We start from the raw sequence: 25,878 nt of genomic DNA, 5'->3' as shown, positions 1-25,878 counted from the left end.
GTTTTTATTATAGATGGATATTTAGTCCAAATGGTTGCATTAAAACTGTGCCGTTTTGACTATTATAACATATAATAGTTACAATTCCATTTAACAAGCTCAATATAGGCAAATATTAAACGTGCTATTGTTAAATGATGTTAAAATCGACGTGCCACTGACGCTTGTTGGAATGTTGTAGGTTTGAAATGTTTTAACGTTTGATTCTTGCTTAACCGGCCATTGACAGGGGGGTATTTGTCGGTATTTTCAATTGTTTTTTGTCTTGATTCCTGCCTCTTGTCTCTTGATTCTTTCACCAGGGGGAAATTGTAAGAAATATCCAGCCTTCTTTTTATCCGATCATTCAAAAAATCAATCATTCAATCATTGCCCGGAGGGGGGAAATTGTAAGAAAATTTCAGGCGTATCTTTTTATTCAATCATTCAAAAATCAATCATTCAATTATTGTTTTGGGCCTTGCGCTTTGCTATAAATATACCAAATAACAGGCAAAAAAGCAACAACAAAACTCTGCTTCAATACGTTATCCCATTTAAAATTTCGTTATATTTGAATTATGCTTACCGCTGAAAAGAAAAAGAGATATACAGATCGGGATTATTCCTTACTGGAAGAAGGTGCGCCTTTTCAGTTAATTCATAACGATCTTGTCATGTCGCCATCACCAAGTATTTTACATCAACGCATTTTTGTGCGAATAAGCAATATTATTGCTTTCTTTTCGGCCGCTTATTTAAAGGGCGAATGGTTTTATGCCCCAACTGATGTGTGGCTGGATGATGGAAACGTTTACCAGCCCGATATCCTATACATAGTAGAAAACAGGCGTGCAGAATTGATTAAAGAGCGCATCGAAGGCGCCCCCGATCTGATCATCGAGATCCTATCACCATCCAACGCCTATTACGATCTGCGCCAGAAAAAGGATATTTACGAAAAATACGGCGTTAAGGAGTACATTATTGTAGACCCGATCCAGGAAAACGCCGAAGTACATGCTTTAGAGAATGGCGTATTTACCCTCAAACAAAAGGCAGCCAAAACCCAACAGTTAAACTCGCTGCTGTTGCCAGGATTGGTGTTCGACCTGTCGAAAATATTTGCATAAAAAAAGAGGCGCCTATAACCGGCACCTCTTTTCCTTTAACAATCAAAAACAATATTATAAGCTGTTAAGCCATTTTACCAGCTCATCGCGGCCTTTGCCGGTCTTTTGCTGTAGCTTCCCCAATAATTCGTCGTCTTTACCTTCCTCGTGGGTCAAATCATCTTCGGTTAAATCACCATAGGCCTGTTTAACCTTTCCTTTCAACTCATTCCACTTCCCTTTGATCTGTAAGTCCATAGTATTTGTTTTAGATGTATAGTAATAACATCTAATTTCCAATTTGGTTTGCAAAAAGGATTATAGTGGCTTCCTATTAATCAATTTTAGTAAATAAGTAGGTTTTTCCTCCCTGGGCAAAATTGAAAGTCTTTTTAGCCGGCTCAAATTGAAAAGTAGCGCCGGCCATAGCATAAACAAATTTATCGCCGCCTTTAGCTTCCAGTGGAACCGTGCTCTGGCCGGTAACTCCCGCAAACAACGTGTTGTCTTTTTTAGTTATAGCAAACTTTAGCGGGATTTGGGTACTCGAATATTTACCAAGATATTGATCAAGCTCAGCAGTATTTAACGTAATCGTTTTAGATTCATCAAACACAGGCATGGTGAACGGCCGGTTAAAATAAATGCTTAACGCAGCTATAGCCACATCATTAGTCGTGTATCGCACCCCGTTGGAAGTATAAGCTATCGCTAACTTATCTTCAGGAAAATAACTTAGCGTACTCGAAAATCCGTCGATGCCTCCGGTATGTCCATAACCCCTTTTATCGCCAAACGGCGCCACAAACATCGCCATGCCATAGTTATCCCGCATCGTTTTCATTAGCTCTAAACTGGCCGCGCTAACGAGTTTCCCGGTAAAAAGCGCGTCTATAAATTTAACCAGGTCAGTCGGGGTAGATACAACAGCGCCGGCACCGCCAGGGATACTCATATCCGTTTCAGTTGCGGGTATCCATTGATTTGCGTAGTTATAAGAGTATGCCTCGTTTTTAGCCGGATTGATTTTAGCACCGTAATAGGTATCGGACAAACCTATTTTTGAGGTGATGCGCAATTTTAATTCTTCGGCATAAGTTTTACCTGTTAACTTTTCGATAATATAACCTAGCAGCACAAAATTGGTATTGCTGTACTCTGCCTTTGTATCCGGTTGAAAATCCGGTTTCTGTTTTGCAATAATAACGAGCATTTCCGCTTCCGATTTTGGGCTGCCCATGTAAGTAGCATACAACGAATCACTCGTAAAATTGTGAAGGCCGCTACGGTGATCAAGCATTTCCCTGATCGTGATCTTTCCGGCGTTAGCTATTTGCGGAAAATAAGTAGCCAAAGGCGTATCGAAGTTAAGCTTACCTTCATCAATCAGCTGGAAGATCATAACCGCAGTAAACATTTTACTGATAGAGCCTATCCGGTACTTGGTTTTAATGGTTGCCGGTGTTTTTAAACTTGCATTAACCTGGCTGTAACCAACGGCGTTTTGATAAACCAACACGCCGTTAACCGAGATGGCGATACTGCCCATGTTTTGGTTATGTGCATTCAGTGCGACAAAAAAGCTATCCAGCTTAGCCTTATTTAAAGTTTGGGCATGCGTGCAGCTTTGTAAAACCAGGAATAACAGTAAAAGATGGGCCGTTCTTTTGATCATTGGATTAGTGTATAGAAATAAAGATAGCCTTTTTACTGTTTGAAACGAGCGCTTAATATGGAATTGCGATTATCTCCCGATGAGAACAACCGACAACTCACAACCCGCAACTCACAACGAACTACAAAGCCCCCGCCTTAATCTCCTCCACCACACCCGGATCAAGCAAAGTCGACGTATCACCCAAATTCGAAGTCTCGCCCTCGGCTATCTTACGCAAGATACGACGCATAATTTTTCCCGACCGTGTTTTAGGCAATCCGCTTACAAACTGGATCTTATCGGGTTTGGCTATAGCGCCTATGATGCGCGATACAGTCATGATGATATCCTTGCGGGTCAGATCAACATCTCCATGCATATTAGGGCTAACCACAAAGGCGTAAACACCCTGCCCTTTAATATCATGTGGGTACCCCACCACTGCCGATTCGACCACGCTGCTGTGCATGTTGATCGCGTTCTCAACCTCGGCCGTACCAATACGGTGACCCGATACGTTCAGCACATCATCAACGCGGCCGGTAATGCGGTAATAACCATCCTCATCGCGTAAGCAACCATCGCCGGTAAAATACATATCCGGGTAGGTAGCAAAATAGGCCTGGCGGCAACGCTCATGGTCACCATAAGTAGTACGGATCATCCCCGGCCACGGGAACCGGATACACAGGTTACCGCTTACGCCGTTACCTTCTATAATGTCGCCTTTCTCGTCAACCAATACAGGTTGTATCCCCGGTAAGGGCAGCATAGCATAACCAGGCTTGGTTGGCGTAATGCCGGCAATCGGGGTAATCATATGTCCGCCGTTTTCGGTTTGCCACCAGGTATCCACTATCGGGCATTTACCTTTGCCTACCTTTTCGTCGTACCAGTGCCAGGCTTCTTCGTTTATCGGCTCGCCCACGGTGCCCAGCTTTTTAAGCGAGCTCAGGTCCTTACCTTCAACAAAGCTATCGCCAAAGCTCATTAACGAGCGGATAGCCGTTGGCGCGGTATATAATATGTTAACTTTATACTTATCTACAATATCCCAAAAACGGCCGGCGTCGGGATAAGTGGGGATACCCTCAAACATCAAGCTTGTTGCCCCTTGCGATAATGGCCCATATACAATATACGAGTGGCCGGTTATCCAGCCGATATCAGCCGTACAGAAGTAAACTTCGCCCGGCTCATACTGAAACGTATTGGCAAAGGTATAACCCGCATAAACCATATAGCCGCCGCAGGTATGCACCACCCCTTTCGGTTTACCGGTCGAGCCGGATGTGTAGAGTATGAACAGCATGTCCTCGGCATCCATTTCTTCGGCCTCGCAGGTGGTGTTACGCTGTGTTTCTACTTTTTTGATCTCGTCTTCCCACCAAACATCGCGGCCCTTTAGCATGGCAACCGGTGTGCGGGTACGGGTTAATACAATTACTTTTTTTACTGATGGGCAGGTAACCAAAGCATCGTCTATCACGTTTTTTAACGGAATATCTTTCGCCCCGCGGAAACCGCCATCGCAGGTAATTACCAGCGAGCAGGTGGCGTCCTGTATCCTATCAGCAATAGATTGTGCAGAAAAACCACCAAACACCACCGAATGGATAGCGCCAATACGGGCGCAGGCCAAAATAGCGATGGCCAGCTCGGGTACCATAGGCATATAAATACAAATACGGTCGCCTTTTTTAACGCCGTTATTTTTAAGCACGTTGGCAAACTGGCAAACCTTGTCGTACAGCTGGCGGTAGGTTAATACCCGGTGATCTTCGGTAGGGTCGTTTGGTTCCCATATAATAGCCGGAGTATCGCCCAGTGTTTCTAAATGGCGGTCGAGGCAGTTTTCGGTGATGTTCAATTTACCACCCTCAAACCATCTCACATTAGGCTCTTTAAAATTCCATTCCAGGGTTTTATCCCATTTTTTGCGCCATTGAAAGTTATCGGCTATGCCATCCCAAAATTGCTCGGGCTGCTCAACGCTTTGTTTATAAACTTGCTTATACTCGTCAAAAGATGATACTTTAAGATTCATTGTGGTAGTAATATGGTTAGAGGCCGTTAAATTAGTAATTTCCTACTAAACACGTATATTAAATTTTTGTAGCTTTAGCAACCAGGCTTTAACCTGCACCCGTAAACCAACATGAAAAGAAAGCTTTTTTTATTACCTCTATTAATATTGTTATTGGGTTATAAAGCCTTTTCACAAGTAATTGTACCCGGCAACTACTCTGTCATAACAAACGCCGGCAACAAAAAGGCAGGTTCATTATACGGAGCGAGTGAAGCTATCTATGGCAATTTTAAACAAGTGATAACGGTCAGGCAGTTTAAAATATCAGGCAAAAAAACTGTAATAAAATACAATTCACTGATAGATACCATTAATTATGATCAGGCCGGGAACATCATTAATAGTTTGGTGGACATTTACTTTACAAACTTCAGCTGTATCTATTCAAAGTACTTTAGTAAATATGATTGGCTTTCACTGGTTGCACGGGGAGATAAATATCATACAATCCGGAAATTGCGGAGTTATAATGCTGATAGTATTGTAATAGGACAGTTCGATAATTATGGCGACGATATCGGTGGTGTAAGAGTATCTTGTCCGTTTCGAAACGATTCCGCAGCGTATACCTACGATGTTAAACAGCATTACGTTAAACAAATTCTGTTTCATCACGATCAATACCTTCCGGGATTAAAAGAAATATATAAGTATAATGCTCAAAGATTTCAGACTGAAATAGATGACTATTCAATCACCGACAAACTTGAAGAAAAAGTGATGTTTGTTTATAAAGTCTTCGACACCCATGGCAACTGGACCAAACGCACAGAAACACGTAAAAACGCAAAAGGCATAACAACTGGCATCGTCACCACCACCCGCAAAATCACCTATTATTAACTCCAAAAAAGAAATTTAAAAAATTTTAAAGGCACTATTGGATTATTAACTTAATATCCTGATATTTGCAGTCCCTTTTTACGAGAGGGACAACATTAAAATTTGATTCGTCATGTCAAGAATTTGTGATCTAACAGGAAAAAGCTCGATGAACGGCTTCAACGTTTCTAACTCAAACGTTAAAACAAAACGCAGGTTTCATCCTAACCTGCAAACTAAAAAGTTTTATATACCAGAAGAAGATAAATGGATCACTTTAAAAGTTTCCGCTGCTGCTATTAAAACTATCAGCAAGAACGGTATAACTGCTTGTATTAATAAATTTGTTAAACAAGGATACATTTAATAGATAGTTACTAAGTTATTGGTTAGTTAGTTATTTAATAACTCAATAACCTAATAACTCAATAACCCAATAACCAACAAGGAAATGGCAAAAAAAGGCAACAGAGTTCAGGTAATATTAGAGTGCACCGAGCATAAAACCAGCGGTCAGCCAGGTATGTCTCGTTACATCACTACCAAGAACAAGAAAAATACAACCGAAAGGTTAGAGTTGAAAAAATTCAACCCGGTATTACGTAAAGTAACCGTTCACAAAGAGATTAAATAATTAGTTGTTAAACTAACTATAACAATACAACAACATGGCTAAGAAAGTAGTTGCAACCCTGAATACAGGTAAAGGTAAAGAGTTCTCGAAAGTGATCACCATGGCTAAATCGCCAAAAACAGGTGCTTACTCTTTCAAAGAAGTAATTGTACATAACGACGGCGTTAAAGATGCAATTGCTGCTGGTACAAAAGCTCAGTAATTTATTTACACAAAAATATTAAAGCCGTTCCGCTATAACCGGGAGGGCTTTTTTTGTTAACAGTATTTTCTACGATGGGATTATTCGATTTTTTTAAAAAGAAGGAAAGCACCCCGCAAGAGCAGGAAGCGCTTGATACCGGTTTAGAAAAAACCAAGGAGAACTTTTTTTCAAAGATCACCAAAGCGGTTGCCGGTAAATCAACCGTTGATGATGATGTTTTGGATGAGGTTGAAGAGATCCTCGTTACCTCCGATGTGGGCGTAGCCACCACCCTCAAAATAATCGACCGTATACAGGCCCGCGTTGCCCGCGATAAATACGTAGGCACATCCGAGCTGAACAACCTGCTCCGCGACGAAATACAGCAACTCCTGGCCGAAAACAACAGTAACGATTTCAGCAGTTTTGAATACGGCAGCCACAAACCCTATGTTATTATGGTGGTCGGCGTTAACGGCGTAGGCAAAACTACCACCATTGGTAAACTTGCAGCTAAACTTAAGGCAGCGGGCAACAGCGTTGTTCTAGGCGCTGCCGATACTTTTCGCGCCGCGGCGGTAGACCAGATCAAACTTTGGGGCGAGCGTGTTGGTGTGCGCGTAGTAGCGCAACCTATGGGCAGCGATCCGGCTTCAGTTGCTTTCGATACCCTGAAATCGGCAGTAGCCAATGGCGACGATGTAGCGATAATCGATACCGCCGGCCGTTTGCATAACAAGGTAAACCTGATGAACGAGCTCACCAAGATCAAAAACGTAATGCAAAAGGTAGTACCCGATGCACCGCACGAGATCCTGCTGGTGCTGGATGCCTCAACCGGCCAAAACGCCATCGAGCAATGCAAACAGTTTACCCAGGCTACCGATGTTAACGCCTTAGCCTTAACAAAATTAGACGGCACAGCCAAAGGCGGCGTGGTCATCGGCATATCCGATCAGTTTAAAATACCCGTAAAATATATAGGCGTTGGCGAAGGCGTTAACGATCTGCAATTGTTTGACAGGAAGGCGTTTGTAGATAGCCTTTTCAAACAATAATAACAAAGCGCGCGGGCCTGTCATCCTGAGCTTGTCGAAGGACGGAGCGAGGGCTAACCCGCATATATAATATCATAAACAAAGCGTCATTGCGAGCGGTAGCGAAGCAATCCCCGACTTACAGAGCCGCTTTGCATATCCGACCTGCTAATTTGGGATTGCTTCGTTCCTCGCAATGACGCGTGGAGAATTTGATTATCATGCGTACAAAAAACACCATAAAGCCCATACCAACCGTAAAACCACGCGTAAACGTAGTAACCCTCGGCTGCTCCAAAAACATCTACGACTCCGAAGTATTAATGGGCCAACTCAAAGGCAACCAGTTCGATGTGGTGCACGAAAGCGGCGATGTACGCAATGATGATATTATCGTGATCAACACCTGCGGCTTTATCGATAACGCCAAACAGGAATCAATTGACACCATCTTACAATACAGCGAGTTGAAAGAGCAGGGCAAAGTAGGCAAGGTGATCGTTACCGGTTGCCTTTCCGAACGTTATAAACCTGAGCTCGAAGCCGAAATTACCAACGTTGATAATTACTTTGGCACCAACGATCTGCAAAACCTGCTACACAGTGTTGGCGCCGATTACAAGCATGAATTGATAGGTGAGCGTTTACTCACTACCCCATCGCACTTCGCTTACTTTAAAATTGCCGAAGGCTGTAACCGCCCCTGCTCGTTTTGCGCCATCCCGTTAATGCGTGGCAAGCACCTAAGCACACCGATGGATCAGTTGGTAAACAACGCCAGATCATTAGCCAAAAACGGCACTAAGGAGTTGATCCTGATTGCACAGGATTTAACCTACTACGGCCTCGACCTGTACGGCAAACGTAACCTCGACGAGCTAATGCGCCGCCTGAGTGATGTTGACGGTATCGAGTGGATCCGCCTGCAATACGCCTACCCTTCCGGCTTCCCGATGGAGATCCTGGATGTGATGAACGAGCGCAGCAATATTTGCAACTATCTGGATATGCCTTTGCAGCACATTACCGACAACATGCTTAAATCCATGCGCCGCGGTACTACCAAACAAAAAACTATCGATCTGGTAAACGCCATCCGCGATAAAGTGCCAAACATGGCTTTGCGAACCACGCTAATAACTGGCTACCCCGGCGAAACCGAACAGGATTTTGAAGAAATGCTGCAATGGGTTGAAGATACCCGTTTCGACCGCCTGGGATGCTTCACCTACTCGCACGAAGAAAAAACCCATGCTTACGATCTGGTTGACGATGTGCCTGAAGAAGTAAAACAGGAACGCTCCGACGCGATCATGGAAGTGCAACAGGGTATCTCTTTCGATAAAAACCAGGAACGTATCGGCCAGACCTATAAAGTTCTGATCGATAAAAAAGAAGGCGCATACTTTGTTGGCCGTACCGAATTTGATTCGCCCGAGGTGGATAACGAGGTTTTAATTGACGCCAGCAAGCATTACGCTACCGTGGGTACTTTTGTAAACGTAAAGATCGATACCGCCGAAGACTTTGACCTTTATGGACAAATTGTAAAATAATTTACACATACAGTGTAATTACTTTAATGATTTTACATTTGAGCAATGGATGCCCACTGTATCAACTACGCCGACACCGGTTTTTTCTCTAAAACCATAACCGACTACCTGGATAACGATCCTGCACTGGCACCATTTTATGGTCATCGCCCCTCTTTCGAAGGCTTTGCCGAATTGCTCAAAACCAAAAAAGTTACTGCCGACCGTAAGGTTTTAGCTGAGGTTTTAACAGAACAATATAATCGGTTATCAATTGTCGGTAGTGAGTTGTCAGTTGCGCTTACTCAAAATATTGAAGCGCTTCGCACGGATAATACTTACACCATCACCACCGGTCACCAGCTCAATATCTTTACCGGCCCGTTATATTTTATTTTTAAGATAGCAACTGCCATTAAGCTTTCGCGACAGTTGAAAGAGCGTTTCCCCGATAAAAACTTTGTACCCGTTTACTGGATGGCATCCGAGGATCACGACTTTGCCGAGATCAACCACACCAGCGTCGCAGGTAAAAAGATCGAATGGCCAATGGAAGCCGCGGGCGCTACTGGCAGGTTATCCACCAAAACTATCCGCCAGGCCTTAAACCAATACAAAGGCGTTTTAGGTTTGGAAGGTAACGCGCCACGATTGGCCGAAATAGTCGAAACTGCCTACACCAAATTTGATAAGTTAGCGGATGCCATGCGTTACCTCGTTAATGCTTTATTTGGTCAGTACGGTTTAGTGATAGTAGATGCCGACGATGCCCGTTTAAAACAACAGTTCGCTCCTATTATCGAACAGGATATCATCCAGCAAAACAGCTTTAAATACATATCCGATAGCAACGCCGCTTTACAAAAATTAGGCGTACATATCCAGGTCAACCCTCGCGAGATCAACTTCTTTTATCTGTTAGATGGCTTACGCGAACGCATCGTTTTCGAAAATAACGTTTACGAAGTTTTAGGTTCCGATATCCGCTTTACCGAAGCCGAACTCCGCACCGAGATCCAACAGCATCCTGAAAGGTTTAGCCCCAACGTAGTGATGCGCCCCCTTTACCAGGAAGTGATCCTACCTAATTTAGCTTACATTGGCGGTGGCGCCGAGATTGTTTACTGGCTCGAGCTAAAATCTAATTTTGATCATTATAAAATAGATTTCCCGATCCTGTTATTACGTAATTCAGGTTTGATCGTCCACAAAGAAGCCGCCGCGCAGTTCAAAAAAATGGGTTTTTCGATTGCCGACCTGTTCAAAAGTGCCGATGCTTTAAAAACAGCCTGGGTAAAACAACATACCGAGCAGGATTTAACCCTCAACGCCGAGTGGCTCGAAATGCTGGCCATCTTCGAAAAGGTTAAAGCACATGCCGCGCACATCGATAACACACTTGCCCCATCAACCGAGGCTATCCGCGCACGCCTGAAACACGCCATCGAAAACCTGGAGCGCAAAATGCTCAAAGCCGAAAAGCGCAATCACGAAACTACCTTAGTACAGATCGACCGCGTTAAACAATCCCTTTTCCCCAAAGGCAGCCTCCAGGAACGTACCGAAAACATCGGCCCGTTCTACGTAAAATACGGCCAGCAACTCATCGACGACCTCATCGAAAGATTCGAACCTTTGGACTTTAAGTTTACTGTGTTGACAGAATAGGCCGGCTCTGGCAGGTCATATTCAAACGGAAAGAAGATAAGTCGTCCTCCTTCCGTTTGTTCAGGCAACTTAGTTATTCGCTATAAATATATCTGTTTCAGTATCTTCAGCTACCACATCTACAGTGGTAAGGAAAGTATACTGGTTGCCGTATAAATAGATAGGGCCGTCCTCGTAGATGCCCGACGCTGAATTTCCTCCGTATTGAAAATCAATATAAACATTTGCGTAACCTCCATGGGTTACACTTATCGTATAGTTGCCCAACGGAACCGAACCAACATCCATAGAAGCATCTGTCGAACCACCAGTGTTAAAATTATATTCAAGGCCCGTATCGTTGTTGTGATAGGTAATATACCACATGGTCGAGGTACTGCTGTTCGTTTCAAGGTATACCCACACCGGGCGGGTTTGTGCTTTTGCCTGTCCAATGGAAAATAAAAGCGCACAAAAGATCAATGCCAATGGCATAAATAGTTTTTTTGTTTTCATGATAGATAGATCTAAAATTTGGTTTATATATCAAAGCTAACTGCTATATAACTGCCTGCTATGTAGTATTTTACCCTAGTGATATAATATATTATCCAGTTTATTACCGGATATCATTAATTTAATATTTAATTTTTTGATCTTTCGGCGCTATCGGGCGAAGTCGATAACTTTCCAACATTTCTTTTGGACTTCCCGACTTTCGGACTCTCTCCAAAAACCTTATTTTTACTCCCATGACCTTCACCTCAACCATCCTCATCATCCCCGGACTGGGAAATTCCGGCCCGCAGCACTGGCAAAGCCTTTGGGAAAAGCAATACAACTTTACCCGCGTACAACAGCAAAACTGGGACGAACCCGTTTGCGCCGAATGGGTAGAAACCCTCGACAATTTCCTTAAAAACTATAATCCTGCCGATGTGATTTTGGTTGGGCATAGCTCGGCATGCGCCACCATCGCCTACTGGGCGCAAAAATTCAACATCAAAATAAAAGGAGCTTTATTAGTGGGCCCAAGCGATACCGAAGCCGATACTTACCCTTCCGGAGCTACCGGCTTTAGCCCGATGCCGTTAAACAAGTTACCTTTCCCAAGTATTACGGTAGCCAGCCAGAATGATTACTACGTCAGCTTCGACCGTGCCATCCTATTTGCCAAAAGCTGGGGCAGCGAACTGGTCAACATCGGCGATGCCGGGCACATTAATGTTGCCGCCGGTTTCGGTGAGTGGCCTCAAGGTTTAGAATTATTGAAACAGTTGGATGAGTTGTAGTTAGATGCCATTCTTCACCATGTCATTGCGAGCGATAGCGTGGCAATCTCTTGCTATACAGAACGGCTCTGCAAGTTCGCCTTCCTCCGTGCGATTGCCACGTCATCGCTGCTTTCAGCGCGCTCTTCCTCGCAATGACAATCTAGTAATACAGCACGCTTACGCGCCACCCTCCGTATACTTCTTAAAATTATTCAAAATAGCCTGCCATCCGCCTTGCTGCATTTCTATCGGGTTGGTCTCCTCGGCTTCGAAGGTTTGAACAATACGGGTGCTTTTACCATCTTCCGATGTAAATTTCACAGTAACCTTTCGGCCATCACCCAAGGTACTTGCGATATATTCTTCAACTTCTATATCATCATAAATGCCCCAAAAATCAAAGCTAAAACTACCGTCTTTAGCGGCCATAGTCGAACTATAGCGGCCACCCTTACGCAAATCATTTTCGGATGCCGGGCAATGCCAATCGTCCGACGCAAACGCCCAGTTTTTGATATGCTCAGGTTCGTTCCAGTATTCCCAAACGCGGCCAATAGGCGCATTAACAGTTGCTTCGACGGTGATGTTGGTAGCCATAATTTTAAGTATTGGTTTATACTGCGATTTACAAAATATTATCAAATTACCTGCTTACGTAATCGTTATTTATCTGTTATTTTTTGAGTGGTGACGCTATTCCATTCTACGTTTTGCCGCTGGCGATAATACAACCACGCCTTAATGAACTTTATATTTATCTCTTTTGCTAACCTTGTTGTTGAGCCAGGTTAGTATTGCAAAAACAACTATCGCATACAAAAACGGTTGAAAATCATCGCTACCCGTGCGTGGCCGGTTGGGATCACCGCTTGAAATGAACACCAACTCATGTGCTACGCCACCAATAAAAAAGCTTATTAAAGCTCTAACCCAACTGTTTTTAATTGCTTTCATGTATAAATATTGATTCCTAAAGATAACATTAAACATCAAACCCACATCTTCCATCATACGTCTCCCATCGTACATCTCATTTACCCATCTTACATCTCATTTACCCATCTTCCATCAAAACAACTACCTTTGCCACATGATCATTTCGGAAGCTGATTTACGCGCCTTTACGCAAAATATATTTTTATCCATGGGCTGTAGCCAACAGCATGCTGCGCTTGCCGCTGATGTTTTGATACGCTCGGATATGCGGGGCATTGATTCGCATGGAGTGGCCCGTTTAAGCGGATACGTGCTGCTTTGGGAAAAGGGCCGTATCAATACCAAACCCAATATCACCATTGTACACCAAACGCCCACCACCGCCACTGTTGATGGCGATGCCGGCCTGGGGCTGGTGGTAGCGCCCTTCGCCATGCAGGTAGCGATTGAGATGGCAGAAAAATATGGTTCCGGATGGGTATCGGTACGCAATTCCAATCACTTTGGTATTTCGGGCTATCATGCATTAATGGCGGCAGAAAAAGATATGATCGGTTTTGCCATGACCAATGCAAGCCCGCTGGTAGCACCCACATTTAGTAAGGAGCGCATGTTGGGTACCAATCCTATGTGCTATGCTTTCCCGGCAGGTAAATACCCGCCCGTAGTAGTGGATATAGCAACATCAGCAGCAGCTAATGGCAAGTTAGAAATAGCCCAGCGTGCAGGCAAGCCCGTTCCCGAAGGGTGGGTACAGGATGGGCAAGGCAATTATACTACCGACCCTCACGCCTTAAAAAAAGGGGGCTCATTGCTGCCCCTGGGCAGCGACCGTGAACATGGCAGCCATAAAGGTTTTGGGTTAAGCGCCACGGTTGATATCTTATCAGCGGTGCTGTCGGGGGCCAATTACGGGCCATGGGTGCCGCCTTTTGTATCGTTTTTAGACCCGCCCGATGATCCGGTAGGTAAAGGTATCGGTCATTTTTTAGGTGCGATGCGTGTTGATGGATTCAGACCAGTTGAAGATTTCAAAAGCCACATGGATAATTGGATAGAGCGATTCAAATCCGCGAAAGCGATAAACCCCGATCAGCCTGTCATCATCCCCGGCGAACCCGAGGTGGAAGCAGAAGCCTATCGTACCGTTAACGGTATCCCATTGGTTGACGCGGTAGTTACCGATTTGAATATGTTGGCTGAGAGATTTGGGATAGAGAAATTGAGTTAATCTATCTCCAAAAAAGCAATTTCAGGATTTGCAATAAATTCTTTTATCATCGCTTTATTAGAGAGTAACTTATTTACTATTTTTAAATTTGAAGCATTGCCAAATCTTAGCCAAATAATTTTAGGCGGGAAACCCTTCATGATAGCAAAATCAATAAAGTCACTATCAAAGGTAACTACTGTAAATTTATTGGCTTTTGCGTATTGCCAGATTTGCAAATCTGAAGCATCAACTAAACCAAGTTGTTTAACATGTTTAGTGTTCTTAAATTCCTCTGAAAGGAGACTACAAACCGGGAAAGAAATATTTTGATCGAGCAGTAAGCTCATGACACCACTCTAAGCTTATGCTCCTTGTCGGCAGCGTATGCAAGACAAGCTTTTATCTGCTCGCTATTTAATTCAGGAAAATCAGCGATAATATCCTCGATAGACATCCCTTCGGCAAGCCAGCTTAAAACATCATACACAGATATCCGTGTACCGATGATACATGGTTTTCCAAAACGTTTTGCCGGATCGATTTCTATAAATGCAGCATAATTCATTATGCTAATTTACAAAAATCCAACTAATAGTTATAGTAAATAAATGAGGGACGATGGAAAATGCCTTACACATCTTCCATCGTCCCTCTCACATCTTACATCATTAATGTATCCCTCTAAACAACCTGCTCCAGCGTATCTTACCTAAAATTCCGGCTTCGTCGTCCCAGCTCATCCAGATAAATAACGCTTTCCCTACAATATGGTCCTCGGGTACAAAGCCCCAGTAGCGTGAGTCGGCCGAGTCATGGCGGTTATCGCCCATCATCCAGTAATAATTCATTTTAAAGGTATACTGGTCGGTTTTTACACCATTGATCATGATCTGGCCGTTAACTACCTGCAACTTGTTACCTTCGTAAATCTCGATAGCACGGCCATATACCGGGAAGTTCAGGCTATCCAGTTTTACGGTCCAGCCCTTTTTCGGGATCAGTATCGGACCGTAATTATCAACGTTCCATTTAAAGTTTGGCGTTTTACCGTTTAAACTGTATATCTTATATTGTGAGTTAACCGGGTAAACCCCTTCGGCCTGGTCTTTCGGGTGGATGTTAGGCACCAGCGATTTCACTACCGAATAACCTTTCAGCGTGGCCGCGGCCTCTTTGGTCATCGTCGGCACACTCGAATTCGGATCATAATTGGTCGTGATCTCCAAATCCTCGTATATCTTTGGATTAAGCTGTGTTGTGGTTTGCAAAGTATAGTCAATCTGCTCACCCGGAGGGTTAGGCATAGCTTTACCATTAACATATACCTGCGCGTTAACTACGCTCAAGGTATCACCTGGTTCGCCCTGGCAGCGTTTAATGTAATTTTCGCGTTTATCAACCGGACGTAAAAGCGGGGTATCGGCATCCATCGGATAGTTAAATACAACTACATCGCCTTTTTTAACTTCACTTAATCCCGGCAAACGGTAATAAGGCAGTTCCCAGCCATCCCAATAGGCTTTGGTGTTTAATAAAGGCATGGTATGGTGCGCAAACGGGAAAGCGATAGGCGTCATCGGTGTGCGCGGGCCGTAATTAACCTTGCTTACAAACAAAAAGTCGCCAACCAAAAGCGAGCGCTCCATTGATGGTGTTGGGATGGTGTACGCCTCGATAAAAAAAGTACGGATCAAGGTTGCTGCAACAACCGCGAATATGATCGCTTCCGTCCACTCCTGTGTTGACGTTTTTTTAAGCTGTGATTTATATTTCTCTTTAAACTCAGCGCTTCGGCTTGGACCTAAATAAACAACTTTAGGATCAAAACCCCATTTAGGCAATACGTAAAACGGCAAACAAACCGCCGCTGCAATACTGCTGAATTTAATTTTGCCGTACGATTTAACAAAATCAATTCTGACACCTATGATGATAAAGAAGTTGACAACGGGAACAAAGCATAGTAATATCCACCATTTTGGCCGACCACTCAGTTCGATCATCACATAATAATTCACAAATGGAATTATTCCCATCCATCCCGGCTTACCTGCCTTTTCAAATAATTTCCATAGGCCAATGTAGGGTAATACGAATATTATAATAAAGGCAATTACAAATGCTGCTATATTCACTATTAAATTTTTAAGTATTTAAAATTATTTCAAATCAAAATTAAACATATCCTTGGCGGTATAAAATCCTTTTTTACCGTCTATCCATTCGGCGGCCAAAACAGCGCCTAAGGCAAAGCCCGAGCGGTTATGCGCGGTATGTTTAAATTCAATGCTATCTACCTCACTATCGTAAATTACGGTATGTGTGCCGGGCACGCTGTCAATCCGTAACGACTCTATAAGCACCTGGTTATTTTTTACCTGGTTAATGGCTTTGTCTTCGCCGCCTTGCTCTAATACGTTTACCCATTCGCTTTTAGCGTCAAGGTTTTCAATAATACCTTCGGCAATGGTCATGGCTGTTCCGCTTGGCGAGTCGAGCTTTTGCTGATGATGTATCTCTTCAACCTGCACTTCGTAGTACGGATATTTATTCATCAGCTTAGCTAAAACCTGGTTAACATGGAAAAATATATTAACGCCCACGCTAAAATTTGACGCATACAGCAGGGCGCTGTTGTATTTTTCACAATCGTTTTTTACCTGCTGCAGCTGGCCGTACCAACCTGTGGTGCCTACTACAATGGGTGTTTGCGCCTCAAAGCATTGTTGTATATTACCCAAAACCGAGTCGGGCGTAGTAAAATCAATAGCGGCATCGGCCTTCTTCAGATTTTCAACGGTAAACTGGTCCAACGTATGTTCGTCAATTTTCAGGATAATCTCATGTCCGCGGTCGGTGGCAATCTTTTCGATGATCTTGCCCATTTTACCGTAACCCAATAATGCTATTTTCATCAGTATATTATTCGTTTTTTTAATGGCGATGAAGCTATTATAAGCTGTATTCAATTGTTTTTTTGATTGGCAGCTTTATAATGGTTTCATTTAAATAAAAGTGTAATTTTTAACGTCGGGATAAAAGTACTATTAAAATTTGATGCGTAAACAGGTTGATTAATAATGCCTGGCGAAATTTTAAAGCTCAAATTATCGTCCATGGTGTACGAGTGTATAAACTTAGCCTCTACATAAGCATCCACAATGTTGATGCCCCATACGGCTACAAAGCTAAAAATACTCAGGTCGCGGTTACGACGGTAACCGTCTTTGGCGCCAACAATTGCCGCATCTGATGCAAAATTATATTGGGGATAAGGCTCCAGCGTATTTTGCCCGTTCGAATCTAACGGCCTGCCCTGTTCGCGCCATTGCGCCTCTTTTAAAAAGATATGGTATTGCTCGTTATTAACAACAATGGCATGCGCAAGTAAGCCTAAACCGGTATACAAAGCAGGTAAGCGCCACCACAGGCCGTGGCGGTTATAAATTTGCCCCGCACCCGGAATGTACAATGATAACATAGCTGCTTTGTGCGGGCTATGGGTACTATCGGGATGGTAAACAGGCTCTTTTTTATAACGGATAACCTCGGGTTTAAAAGGCTTTAAGGTAGCTGGGGCGTGCTTTATATTAGCGCTGTCTTTTTTATTGCGATGCTCAACAGTATCGGGTGTTTGCGCTTTAAGGGTTAGGCCTGCAAACAATAAAACAATGATGAGCAAATACCTCTTCATGTTTTTACCAATCCAGCATTTCCAAAATACGGCCCATATCATCGGCCGATAAAAACGGTATTTCAATAGCGCCTTTGCCGCCATTGCTCATTTTTATCTTTACCATGGTGCCAAATTTAGAAGCCAGGTCGTCTTGTATCTTTTTAACCTGAAAGCTCAGGTCCTCAGGTTTTTTACCTTCTTTTTTAGGCGTACCGCGTTGCAGATCGCGCGCCATATCTTCAACCTTACGCACCGATAAACCCTGCTGAATGATCAGTTTATGCAAATACAGTTGCGCTACCGGATCGTTAATGGTAATAATAGCTTTGGCATGCCCCATGGTGATCTGCCCGTCGCGCAGTGATGCCTGTATATCGGGTGGCAATTTTAGCAACCGCAGGTAGTTGGTAACCGTAGGGCGGCTTTTGCTTACGCGATCACCCAGTTCCTCCTGCTTCAGGCCCACCTCGTCTATCATCCGCTGAAAACTTAGCGCCACCTCAATAGCATTCAGGTTTTCGCGCTGTATGTTCTCTATCAGGGCCATTTCCAGCATTTGCTGGTCGTTAGCCTGGCGTACATAAGCCGGTATTTGTGTAAGGCCCGCAATTTTTGATGCACGTAACCTGCGCTCGCCCGATATCAGCTGATAAGCGTGTGCGTTAACTTTACGTACGGTAATGGGCTGTATCAGTCCCTGTAGCTTTATCGAGTCGGCAAGCTCCATTAGGGCATGCTCATCAAACTCGGTACGGGGCTGAAAAGGGTTTACTTCAATTTCGGCCAGTTTAATTTCACTTATCGAGCTCAGGTTCAAATCGTTAACCTCTGGTTTGCTCGAAATATCTCTCGTGTTTACTTTAGTACTGGCTGAAACTGTGTTTACCGAATCATCATTTAACAGGGCGCTTAAACCTCTTCCTAAAACATTTCTCTTTTCTGCGCTCATTTATTTATACAGTTGCGGTAGTTACGTTAATTTCTTCTTTTGCCTCCAGCCCGTTGTTACGGATAATTTCGCGGGCAAGGTTAAGGTAGTTGATGGCGCCTTTACAATTAGCATCGTGCATAATTACCGATACGCCAAAGCTTGGTGCCTCACTTAAACGTGTATTGCGCTGTATAATTGTTTCAAACACTAACGATTCGAAATGATTTTTAACTTCCTCAACCACCTGGTTCGACAGGCGTAAACGCACATCGTACATGGTTAGCAAAATACCCTCTATCTCCAGTTTGGTATTTAGCCTGTTTTGTACAATTTTAATGGTATTTAATAATTTACCCAAACCTTCCAATGCAAAATATTCGCATTGTACAGGTATAATTACGCTATCGGCAGCCGATAAGGCGTTAATAGTGATCAAACCCAGCGATGGCGAGCAATCGATAATGATAAAATCGTAATCGTCTTTTATCTTATTTAAAACCGCCTGCATTTTGTATTCGCGGTTCTCCAGGTTGATCATTTCAATTTCGGCGCCTACCAGGTCAATATGGGCCGGCAGTAAAAACAGGTTGGGCGTATCCGTTTTCTGAACGGCATCGCGCGGGTCGATATCATTAATAATACATTCGTAAATGCTGTTTTTTATCGTACGCGGATCAAAACCTATACCCGATGTGGAGTTAGCCTGCGGATCAGCATCAACCAACAAGGTTTTAAACTCTAACACAGCTAAACTGGCTGCAAGGTTTATAGAAGAGGTGGTTTTACCCACGCCGCCCTTTTGATTGGCTAAAGCAATAATTTTACTCATTATATCTAATTAATTTTTTAACCGGAAAGTGGTTGTAAATTAGCATCGTTAAATTAGAAATTAAAAGTCCTAATTTCGCATTTTTAAACCGGGCTAAAGATACAAAATTATCTAATTCGGTAATCCACAGCTTAAGCCAACTTACAAACATTATACACAGATGGTTACCATTATAGCAGCTACTAACAGGCCCAATAGTACCACCCTAAAAGTAGCTAAATATTATCAAAAAACGTTAGTAGCCAAAGGCCTTGCAGCCGATGTACTATCGCTTACCGAGCTGCCCGATACCCTGATCGCTACCGACCTGTACGGTAAACGCTCTGAGGCTTTTGAGCAAAAAATACAGCAGCGTGTAAGCGCAACCGATAAATTCATCTTCGTGATACCCGAATACAATGGCAGTTTCCCGGGTGTACTCAAAGTTTTTATCGATGCCTGCACTTTTCCCGACAGCTTTTACGATAAAAAGGCCGCATTAGTTGGCATATCATCGGGTAAATATGGAAATATACGTGGCATCGATCATTTTACCGGCATCTGCAACTATATCCACTTACATGTAATGCCTTTAAAGATCCACATCACCAATATTAAAGCCGAACTTGATGCCGCCGGAAACCTCAGCAACGCCGATACCATCCAGTTCACTAATGAGCAGATGGATAAGTTTATCAGGTTTTAGCAAAAATTGAAAGGCAAACATTAATGAAAAGCAATGCACCGGCTTACGTTTTAAAGGTTTGGCTTACATCTGTGTTGACAGGCTCACTTTTTGCCGAACCTATTATGGATGGTTTTCGGTATTCTGTTGAAGACTTTACAATAGGCGCAACGGTTTCTTTGGTTCTTAGCTTCGGTTTCTCTGTACCCAGCTTTATCGCTTTTGTGTTAATAGTATCCAAGATCACTAAAATGCAAATGAGTAATATCAAGAGAAAGATTTTCTTATCAGTAGTAGCCTGTATACTTACTATTATTCCATTTGTTGTGTTGCGTTATATGGAAGGGTTATTTAAACCTCTTTTAATAATCCCATACGGTGTAGCTATTATTGCCGGTATTTGGCTTTACAAGCTTAGGGCGGCCAATCCTTTAGTTGGAGAGCTTGTATCATAGGATGATCAATACTGATGATTATGTTTAGGGCGTTGCCTGCGGCCCGTGCTATCCGCTCATACTGCACAGGCATTAGCCACGGCCTGCCCTGAGCCTGTCGAAGGGCCGGTATCCGCTACTATCACTAACGCTGGATGATGGGAGCAAAAACCAGAACGACACTTTTTTACTACCAGTGCTACTACAACTAATACCACTATCACCGTCTTGTATCTTGTATCTTGATTCTTGATTCTACCCTTTCCCCGTCACCATCCTCGCTACTAAGAATGCGGCGGCGGCGGCCAACGCGCCAATAACAACTACCTTTAAAGCGCCCGATACAGGCGGCTGACCGGTTACCTTGCTTTTAAAGTACCCAAACACAAACAGGCAGATCAGCGTGATACCTATAGAATAATAGAGCGCCATAAGCGAATTGCTGATAAAAAAATACGGTGACAACGGAATGATCCCCCCTACTATGTACGACAGACCGATGGTAATGGCGCTCCGCGTAGCGCGGTTTGCTTCGGGTTTTTCCAGGCCTAATTCATAGCGCATCATAAAATCAACCCATTTGTCTTTATCCTTAGCCATTTCATCGGCTATCTGGTTTTGCAATTGTTCGGATAAGCCAAAATCGGCAAACACTTCCTTAACTTCAAGCTTTTCCTGTTCGGGCACCCGTTCCACTTCTTCATACTCGCGACGCAGCTCCGAGTTGTAATGGTCTGCATCGGTTTTACCGGCTAAAAAACCGCCCAGTCCCATGGCAATGGAACCCGCTACAATTTCGGCAATACCGGCCGTTACTACAATGGTTGATGAGTTTACCGCCCCGCTCAGGCCAGCCGCCAATGCGAAGGGCACAGTAAGGCCGTCGCTCATACCAATCACAATATCGCGTATCGTATCCGAGCTTTTCAAATGATGTTCGTGGTGCATAGTTAAAGATAGGCAGCTTTACGCCATGTAGTTAATCAAATTACAATTTGTAACAATTAAAAATAGGACAACTGTATTACCTGATGATGGTTACCGAGCCCGACATATCAGGCAGCTGGCTTTTCAGCTCGATAATGTAATAATACGTACCTAACGGCAGTGGAGTGTTGCGGTATTTACCATCCCAGGCCCGGGTATAGCCTACATCGTGGTAAAGCATTTGCCCGTCGCGGTTGTAAACCGTGATCACACATTGCGGGAAAGCCCTCAACGCGTCAATGTTCCAGGTATCGTTAATACCATCGCCATTAGGCGAAAACGCATTGGGTATAACTACCTGCTTATACACCTTTACAAAAACATCATCGCTAACGGTATTGCACGAATCGCTAACGGTAAGCGTATAAGTAATATCGTCGGTAGGTTTGGCTATTGGGGTAAGGATAGTGGCATTGTTTAGCGCGGTGGCGGGTGTCCACCTGTATTTTAAATTACTGCCGGTAGCTGTACCGTTAAGTTGTACCGTTTGACCTAAAAACACATATTTATCTACCCCCGCATTGGCCGTTGGTGCTTTGGGAACACCAATGGTTACCATGCCTTTACTGGTACAGCCATTGGCCGATGTACCCGTTACCACATACATAGTGGTATCGGTTGGCGAAGCTACCGGGTTTGCCGATGTACTATCGGATAAAGTTTTCCCCGGCGACCAGCTATAGCTCAACCCGCCCGTAGCGTGTAAGGTAACACTTTGCCCATTGCAAATGGTGGTATCTTTACCGGCGCTTACTATAAATTTCGGGTAAACACCTACTGTAACCTGTGCCGTGCCAAAACACCCCGAAGCCGCAATAGCCTTAACCGTATAAGTACCCGCCATGGCTTGGGTAACGTTGGCAATAACGGGGTTTTGCGCATTGCTGGTATAACTGTTTGGCCCGGTCCATTGGTAAGTAGCACCACCGCTGCTCATCAGTTTAATGGTATCAGCATAGCATACCTTACTGTTTGCTGCGCTGGCCGTTGCTGTGGGTATAGGGTTAACCGTCACCGTTAAAACGTTCGAGTTTACCCGGCAGGTAGGTGTATTGATATTTATCGCCTCGGCTACCAAAAGGCGATACTGATAAGTGCCTAATTGCGCGTTTACATAACTAACGGTGTATTGGGTTTGCGTTGCGCCGGGTATATCCGTCCAGCCGCTGCCCGTGTTAACCTGCCATTGGTAGGCCGGGTTTGTATAGGTACTGGCATCAACCGTGGCGCCTATATTAAAACTGCCGGTATAACCCAAACAAAGCTGCGAAGGTACACTACTCCCGTTCGACGAAAAATTAGCATTCACGATCGGACCGCATGGCCTGAAAACAATATCATCAATAGCCAGATCATTACCGCAGGTGCCCGGTATGGTATTGGCATTGCTCATTTTTAACACAATATCGGTTACCCCGGCGGGTGTTCTAAAATCAAGGCTGTACTGGTTCCATTGCGGGCTGGTAGTGGTAGGTATGTTGCCGGTGCTATAGCTGGCTAATTGCACACCCGCGGTGGTTTCAATGGTAAAGGCGATATTGGGCAATTTAGGATTGCCGTTACATTGGTCGGGCTTGATCAGGTTGACTATCCAGGCACTAAACTCGTAGGTGGTGCTGTTGCAGAGGCCATGTATAGGGTAAGTAAAAAACACACCGGGCGCCGGTGAAGCGTTAACGATCATCATATATCCGTTAGGATCGCCGGTATGGTCTTGGCTCAGGTGATGCCAGGCCTCGTTAAAGCAACTGCCAACACTATGCGCTAAAGTATAAAAACCGTCGTTAGGGCAAGGGTCTGCAATGTAGGTATAACTGGTGGTATCGTTAAGGCTCGGCCCGATAGCAGCCGTACCCGACCCAAAGGTTTTATTAATAACCGGATCACCCAAACTGCCGCTGCATAGTTGTGCACTGGCTTGTGTATAAAATACACCCATCAATACAATTAACAGCGGGTAAAACTTCATTAAATACGTTTACAATAGTTCTTTTCAGCTTTTCAAAGCTAACATTATTTGTTCCCCATTTACAAAAAACGAAAAATTATGGCAAACAGATGCAACGCTAAGCAACATTTATGATGCAATATAACGCCAAAAACAAAAAGCTTTATCTTTATGGCATAATCGTCTATGCCTAAACTTTATCTGCCCCTATTTATTGTGTCGCTATTTGCATGCACCTTTATTTACGCACAGGATACCCTGCGTACCGATACTTCCAAAAAACTAAACGAGGTTGCCATAATCGGTAATGTATCCGGAAGATCGTTGCTCAGTTCACCTGCATCTGTAAAAGTCATACATCAGCGGCTGTTTAGGCTTTGGCCCGACAACTCGCTGGTTACGGCAATGAATACCATACCCGGCGTGCGTATGGAAGAACGTTCGCCCGGGAGCTACCGCCTGTCTATCCGCGGCAGTTTGCTGCGATCGCCTTTTGGTATACGCGATGTAAAGATCTATTTCGACGATATGCCGCTTACCGATGCCGGAGGGAATACCTATCTCAATTCGGTCGACGTGAACAGTATAAAATCCATACAGGTTTTAAAAGGGCCCGATGGCAGCTTGTTTGGCGCTAACTCGGGCGGTGTGGTATTGTTGAGCCCGGTTAACACAAGCGATCGCGATAATTTTGTAAGCGCCGGTCTGAACGGTGGCTCGTATGGGTTGATACATGAGAACGCAGCCATACAAAATACCCAGGGTAAGAACCAACTGAATGTTGATCAGGCTTACCAAAGCTATGATGGTTACCGCGCCAACAGCGCCATGAACCGCCAATACGTACAGGTTGCCGACCGTTGGAAATACGCCTTCGGCGATCAGCTTAAAGTATTGGGCTTTTACAGCGACCTGTACTATCAAACACCCGGCGGCCTGACACTCCCGCAGCAAGAGGCAAACCCGCGGTCGGCACGATTGGCCACGCCCACCATTGCCAGTGCGCAGGATCTGAAAGCGGCCATCACCAACAAAATGTTTTATGGCGGGGTGATGAACGAACTGCGTATTAGCGACAAATGGCGCAACGTGTTTGCCCTATATGGCAGCAATGTTGATTTTACCAATCCGTCGTTCACCACATATGAGCACCGCAACGAGGCTACTTATGGTTTGCGTACTTATTTTGAACTATCGGGCCAGAGTTTGCGGACGATCGCCTGGAAAGCCGACCTGGGCCTGGAATGGCAGCAAACAAACTCTGCCATTGGCAATTGGGGTAACCACCTTGGCACTCAAGACACCATCCAAACCCAGGATAACATCCGCACCAACCAGCATTTTATTTTTACGCGTTTTAAGGCGACCGACAACGGCCATTGGGAAATGGAGGCTTCGTTAAGCCTGAATAATTATCAATACCAGTTCCAGAACTTGTATCCGCTGGCGCAAACAGCCTATATGGACAGGTCCTTTACCGCGCAACTGATGCCGAGGCTTGCGGTTTCGTACATCACATTACACAGCCTGGTATGGCGGGCATCGGTAAGCCGGGGATACTCAACGCCAACCAACGGCGAGGTACGCGCAACCGACCATATCATCAACCCGACCTTGCAGGCACAGGATGGCTGGAACTATGAAACCGGGTTGCGTTATAATGGTTCCCATCCGGATCTGGAGATCGACCTGTCGGCATTTTATTACCGATCTAACAATGCCATTGTAATGCGCCAGCATCCTGATGGTACATCGTACTACGTTAATGCTGGTGGCGCCAACCAGCCGGGGTTGGAGCTTTACGCTTCGTATTGGCTGCTAAAGCAAAAAATGCATGGCCTGATCCGTGGCTTGCAATTAAAAGAGAGCTTTACGTACAGCAAATTTAAGTTCCGCGAGTACCACGATGCCAGCAATAATTACGATGGTAACGATCTGACCGGCGTACCTGCACAGGTAGCGGTTACCAGTGTATATATGCCACTGCCCGAAAATATATATTTGTTCGTTCAGCATAATTTTACAGCAAAGTTGCCTCTTAACGATGCCAATACGGTTTACGCAGGCAATTATAATTTAATTACCGCTAAAGCGGAATGGATGTACAGGTTTGGCGCAAAAATGCAAGTGGAGTTTTTTGCAGGTGTTGATAATTTATTGAACCAACATTATAGTTTGGGCAACGACCTTAACGCGGCAGGCGGCCGCTATTATAACCCGGCTGCCCTGCGCAATTTTTTTGGCGGCGTGAATGTGAGGTTTCAGAAACGGAACAATAGCATAGAATAAA

28 protein-coding genes are annotated in these 25,878 nt (G+C 44.2%); 13 read left to right on the top strand and 15 right to left on the bottom strand.

Going from position 1 to position 25,878, the window contains the following annotated elements; genetic code table 11:
* Nucleotides 1–560: 560 nt before the first annotated feature.
* Complete coding sequence (locus ACFGVR_RS10780; protein ID WP_448702829.1) at nucleotides 561–1,112, top strand: Uma2 family endonuclease; 552 nt, start codon at nucleotides 561–563, stop codon at nucleotides 1,110–1,112.
* Between the two features lie 54 nt (nucleotides 1,113–1,166).
* Here the strand turns inward: ACFGVR_RS10780 and ACFGVR_RS10775 are convergent, their stop codons facing one another.
* The 3 genes from ACFGVR_RS10775 to acs form a co-directional block, all read right to left on the bottom strand.
* A complete protein-coding gene (locus ACFGVR_RS10775) occupies nucleotides 1,167–1,349 on the bottom strand; it encodes a CsbD family protein (protein WP_448702828.1) in 183 nt (60 codons plus the stop codon).
* A 76-nt stretch (nucleotides 1,350–1,425) separates the two neighbouring features.
* Nucleotides 1,426–2,766 carry a serine hydrolase domain-containing protein gene (locus ACFGVR_RS10770; RefSeq protein WP_448702827.1) on the bottom strand — a complete coding sequence of 447 codons (1,341 nt, stop codon included), beginning with the start codon at nucleotides 2,764–2,766 and terminating at the stop codon, nucleotides 1,426–1,428.
* 121 nt (nucleotides 2,767–2,887) lie between these two features.
* A complete protein-coding gene (gene acs, locus ACFGVR_RS10765) occupies nucleotides 2,888–4,795 on the bottom strand; it encodes an acetate--CoA ligase (RefSeq protein WP_448702826.1) in 1,908 nt (635 codons plus the stop codon).
* Between the two features lie 111 nt (nucleotides 4,796–4,906).
* Between acs and ACFGVR_RS10760 the strand changes: the two genes are divergently transcribed.
* From ACFGVR_RS10760 to bshC, 7 genes are all read left to right on the top strand, one after another.
* Nucleotides 4,907–5,680: a hypothetical protein gene (locus ACFGVR_RS10760; RefSeq protein ID WP_448702825.1), complete on the top strand. Its 774-nt coding sequence runs from the start codon at nucleotides 4,907–4,909 to the stop codon at nucleotides 5,678–5,680.
* A gap of 112 nt (nucleotides 5,681–5,792) precedes the next feature.
* Nucleotides 5,793–6,026, top strand: a complete 234-nt coding sequence (gene rpmB / locus ACFGVR_RS10755; RefSeq protein ID WP_448702824.1) for a 50S ribosomal protein L28 — start codon at nucleotides 5,793–5,795, stop codon at nucleotides 6,024–6,026.
* An 84-nt stretch (nucleotides 6,027–6,110) separates the two neighbouring features.
* The gene (gene rpmG, locus ACFGVR_RS10750; protein WP_448702823.1) at nucleotides 6,111–6,293 is read left to right on the top strand and encodes a 50S ribosomal protein L33; all 183 of its coding nucleotides are present in this window, start codon (nucleotides 6,111–6,113) and stop codon (nucleotides 6,291–6,293) included.
* Between the two features lie 34 nt (nucleotides 6,294–6,327).
* Nucleotides 6,328–6,495 carry a DUF4295 domain-containing protein gene (locus tag ACFGVR_RS10745; protein WP_448702822.1) on the top strand — a complete coding sequence of 56 codons (168 nt, stop codon included), beginning with the start codon at nucleotides 6,328–6,330 and terminating at the stop codon, nucleotides 6,493–6,495.
* Between the two features lie 74 nt (nucleotides 6,496–6,569).
* A complete protein-coding gene (gene ftsY / locus ACFGVR_RS10740; protein WP_448702821.1) occupies nucleotides 6,570–7,535 on the top strand; it encodes a signal recognition particle-docking protein FtsY in 966 nt (321 codons plus the stop codon).
* A gap of 200 nt (nucleotides 7,536–7,735) precedes the next feature.
* Nucleotides 7,736–9,070 carry a 30S ribosomal protein S12 methylthiotransferase RimO gene (gene rimO, locus ACFGVR_RS10735; RefSeq protein WP_448702820.1) on the top strand — a complete coding sequence of 445 codons (1,335 nt, stop codon included), beginning with the start codon at nucleotides 7,736–7,738 and terminating at the stop codon, nucleotides 9,068–9,070.
* 45 nt (nucleotides 9,071–9,115) lie between these two features.
* Nucleotides 9,116–10,717, top strand: a complete 1,602-nt coding sequence (gene bshC, locus ACFGVR_RS10730; protein WP_448702819.1) for a bacillithiol biosynthesis cysteine-adding enzyme BshC — start codon at nucleotides 9,116–9,118, stop codon at nucleotides 10,715–10,717.
* Nucleotides 10,718–10,786: 69 nt separating this feature from the next.
* On the opposite strand, the gene ACFGVR_RS10725 is transcribed toward bshC, so the two are convergent.
* Nucleotides 10,787–11,212, bottom strand: a complete 426-nt coding sequence (locus tag ACFGVR_RS10725) for a hypothetical protein (protein ID WP_448702818.1) — start codon at nucleotides 11,210–11,212, stop codon at nucleotides 10,787–10,789.
* Nucleotides 11,213–11,448: 236 nt separating this feature from the next.
* On the opposite strand from ACFGVR_RS10725, the gene ACFGVR_RS10720 reads away from it, so the two are divergent.
* Nucleotides 11,449–11,988, top strand: a complete 540-nt coding sequence (locus ACFGVR_RS10720; protein ID WP_448702817.1) for an RBBP9/YdeN family alpha/beta hydrolase — start codon at nucleotides 11,449–11,451, stop codon at nucleotides 11,986–11,988.
* Nucleotides 11,989–12,147: 159 nt separating this feature from the next.
* Here the strand turns inward: ACFGVR_RS10720 and ACFGVR_RS10715 are convergent, their stop codons facing one another.
* Both ACFGVR_RS10715 and ACFGVR_RS10710 read right to left on the bottom strand, forming a co-directional pair.
* Entirely contained in the window at nucleotides 12,148–12,567 is a 420-nt protein-coding gene (locus ACFGVR_RS10715) for an SRPBCC family protein (RefSeq protein WP_448702816.1), read from the bottom strand.
* Nucleotides 12,568–12,708: 141 nt separating this feature from the next.
* Nucleotides 12,709–12,924 carry a hypothetical protein gene (locus tag ACFGVR_RS10710; protein WP_448702815.1) on the bottom strand — a complete coding sequence of 72 codons (216 nt, stop codon included), beginning with the start codon at nucleotides 12,922–12,924 and terminating at the stop codon, nucleotides 12,709–12,711.
* Between the two features lie 136 nt (nucleotides 12,925–13,060).
* Here ACFGVR_RS10710 and ACFGVR_RS10705 point away from each other — a divergent pair, with 136 nt between their 5' ends.
* Nucleotides 13,061–14,137 (top strand): Ldh family oxidoreductase, encoded by a 1,077-nt coding sequence (locus ACFGVR_RS10705; RefSeq protein WP_448702814.1) that lies wholly within the window; start codon nucleotides 13,061–13,063, stop codon nucleotides 14,135–14,137.
* Here the strand turns inward: ACFGVR_RS10705 and ACFGVR_RS10700 are convergent.
* From ACFGVR_RS10700 to ACFGVR_RS10670, 7 genes are all read right to left on the bottom strand, one after another.
* Nucleotides 14,134–14,466 (bottom strand): DUF5615 family PIN-like protein, encoded by a 333-nt coding sequence (locus ACFGVR_RS10700; protein WP_448702813.1) that lies wholly within the window; start codon nucleotides 14,464–14,466, stop codon nucleotides 14,134–14,136. The two genes, ACFGVR_RS10705 and ACFGVR_RS10700, sit on opposite strands and share 4 nt — an antisense overlap.
* A complete protein-coding gene (locus tag ACFGVR_RS10695; protein WP_448702812.1) occupies nucleotides 14,463–14,684 on the bottom strand; it encodes a DUF433 domain-containing protein in 222 nt (73 codons plus the stop codon). The genes ACFGVR_RS10700 and ACFGVR_RS10695 overlap by 4 nt, the downstream gene beginning before the upstream one ends.
* A 103-nt stretch (nucleotides 14,685–14,787) precedes the next feature.
* Nucleotides 14,788–16,254 (bottom strand): signal peptidase I, encoded by a 1,467-nt coding sequence (gene lepB, locus ACFGVR_RS10690; protein ID WP_448702811.1) that lies wholly within the window; start codon nucleotides 16,252–16,254, stop codon nucleotides 14,788–14,790.
* A 24-nt stretch (nucleotides 16,255–16,278) separates the two neighbouring features.
* Complete coding sequence (gene dapB / locus ACFGVR_RS10685; protein WP_448702810.1) at nucleotides 16,279–17,034, bottom strand: 4-hydroxy-tetrahydrodipicolinate reductase; 756 nt, start codon at nucleotides 17,032–17,034, stop codon at nucleotides 16,279–16,281.
* Between the two features lie 86 nt (nucleotides 17,035–17,120).
* Nucleotides 17,121–17,813 carry a DUF5683 domain-containing protein gene (locus tag ACFGVR_RS10680; RefSeq protein ID WP_448702809.1) on the bottom strand — a complete coding sequence of 231 codons (693 nt, stop codon included), beginning with the start codon at nucleotides 17,811–17,813 and terminating at the stop codon, nucleotides 17,121–17,123.
* 4 nt (nucleotides 17,814–17,817) lie between these two features.
* On the bottom strand, nucleotides 17,818–18,744 hold the full coding sequence (locus tag ACFGVR_RS10675) for a ParB/RepB/Spo0J family partition protein (protein ID WP_448702808.1): 927 nt from the start codon (nucleotides 18,742–18,744) through the stop codon (nucleotides 17,818–17,820).
* A 4-nt stretch (nucleotides 18,745–18,748) separates the two neighbouring features.
* Entirely contained in the window at nucleotides 18,749–19,555 is an 807-nt protein-coding gene (locus ACFGVR_RS10670) for a ParA family protein (RefSeq protein ID WP_448702807.1), read from the bottom strand.
* A 160-nt stretch (nucleotides 19,556–19,715) separates the two neighbouring features.
* Between ACFGVR_RS10670 and ACFGVR_RS10665 the strand changes: the two genes are divergently transcribed.
* Nucleotides 19,716–20,240, top strand: coding sequence for an NADPH-dependent FMN reductase (locus tag ACFGVR_RS10665; protein WP_448702806.1), 525 nt, complete (start codon nucleotides 19,716–19,718; stop codon nucleotides 20,238–20,240).
* A 23-nt stretch (nucleotides 20,241–20,263) separates the two neighbouring features.
* A complete protein-coding gene (locus tag ACFGVR_RS10660) occupies nucleotides 20,264–20,674 on the top strand; it encodes a hypothetical protein (protein ID WP_448702805.1) in 411 nt (136 codons plus the stop codon).
* 234 nt (nucleotides 20,675–20,908) lie between these two features.
* Here ACFGVR_RS10660 and ACFGVR_RS10655 read toward each other — a convergent pair whose 3' ends face one another.
* Nucleotides 20,909–21,601 carry a VIT1/CCC1 transporter family protein gene (locus ACFGVR_RS10655; RefSeq protein ID WP_448702804.1) on the bottom strand — a complete coding sequence of 231 codons (693 nt, stop codon included), beginning with the start codon at nucleotides 21,599–21,601 and terminating at the stop codon, nucleotides 20,909–20,911.
* Between the two features lie 76 nt (nucleotides 21,602–21,677).
* The gene (locus ACFGVR_RS10650; protein ID WP_448702803.1) at nucleotides 21,678–23,609 is read right to left on the bottom strand and encodes a T9SS type B sorting domain-containing protein; all 1,932 of its coding nucleotides are present in this window, start codon (nucleotides 23,607–23,609) and stop codon (nucleotides 21,678–21,680) included.
* Between the two features lie 165 nt (nucleotides 23,610–23,774).
* Between ACFGVR_RS10650 and ACFGVR_RS10645 the strand changes: the two genes are divergently transcribed.
* On the top strand, nucleotides 23,775–25,877 hold the full coding sequence (locus ACFGVR_RS10645; protein WP_448702802.1) for a TonB-dependent receptor: 2,103 nt from the start codon (nucleotides 23,775–23,777) through the stop codon (nucleotides 25,875–25,877).
* The last annotated feature ends 1 nt before the right edge of the window (nucleotide 25,878 follow it).

The organism is Mucilaginibacter aureus, assembly GCF_053514885.1.
Note: the sequence above shows the minus strand (reverse complement) of the source record. Positions and strands in the feature narration are given on the sequence as shown.